This is a genomic window from Bacillus sp. LR--39 (assembly GCF_053613335.1).
Genome location: NZ_JBSIOT010000631.1, coordinates 1 through 824 on the forward strand (window position 1 = coordinate 1; position 824 = coordinate 824).

An 824-nucleotide genomic window follows, 5' to 3' on the forward strand; every position below is an offset into this window, starting at 1 on the left:
GCTCATCGAAATGTGGAATGGAACGCATGGAAAAAGGCTATCGATCACCGATAGCCTAAAGCATCTATTCGAGTTTAAATCCTTGTTTCTCAAGCATTTCACGGATGTGAGGATAGTACACTTTATTGTAATAAGCGGATATGCCCTGAGACCAGTTTCTTGTTTCCTGTCCGTTAGTCCGTTTTGTCATGTATTCGGATATTTCTTCATCGTACGCGTCGATCAGCGGTTTTAAATCCGGTTGATACGTTTCGCTGTGCCTTACCGCTTGTTCCGGGAGGCGCGGCTTTTTGGCGGAGCGGTCCGCCGGATGGCCGACGACAAGTCCTGCGACAGGGAAGACGTATTCAGGAATATTGAGCAGTTTGATCAACTCTTCTGCACGGCCGCGGACCGCGCCGATCGGCACAGTGCCAAGTCCCATCGATTCAGCGGCTGCTGTGGCCGTCCCGAGGGCGATGCCTGCGTCGACAGCTCCGACAAGCACGGATTCCATTCCGTCTGTGATCGCAAGCGTTTCGCCGTTTTTCTCAAGGGCGATTTTCGCACGGTTGAAGTCCGCGCAGAACAAAAGGAAAACAGGGGCCTGCTCGATCCAGACCTGTCCGCCGGCCAGTTCGGCAATTTTCTTTTTCCGTTCCTCATCCTGAACCGTAATCACGGTGACCTGCTGGCCGTTAATGGAATTCGGCGCGGCTTGAACGGCTTGAATAATGTCGTCCAGCTGTTCAGGGCTCACGGGCTCATCTGTATAGCTGCGGATTGATCTATGGTCTTTCAATGTTTTCAATACTTCATTCATTAGAAACTCATCCTTTCTTTAA

At 51.0% G+C, this 824-nt stretch carries 1 protein-coding gene; it reads right to left on the reverse strand.

Features of this window, described 5'->3' with window-relative positions; all coding sequences use genetic code 11:
• Positions 1 to 64 precede the first annotated feature (64 nt).
• A complete protein-coding gene (locus ACWHAR_RS25435) occupies positions 65 to 802 on the reverse strand; it encodes an NADPH-dependent oxidoreductase (RefSeq protein ID WP_003178951.1) in 738 nt (245 codons plus the stop codon).
• Positions 803 to 824: the final 22 nt, after the last annotated feature.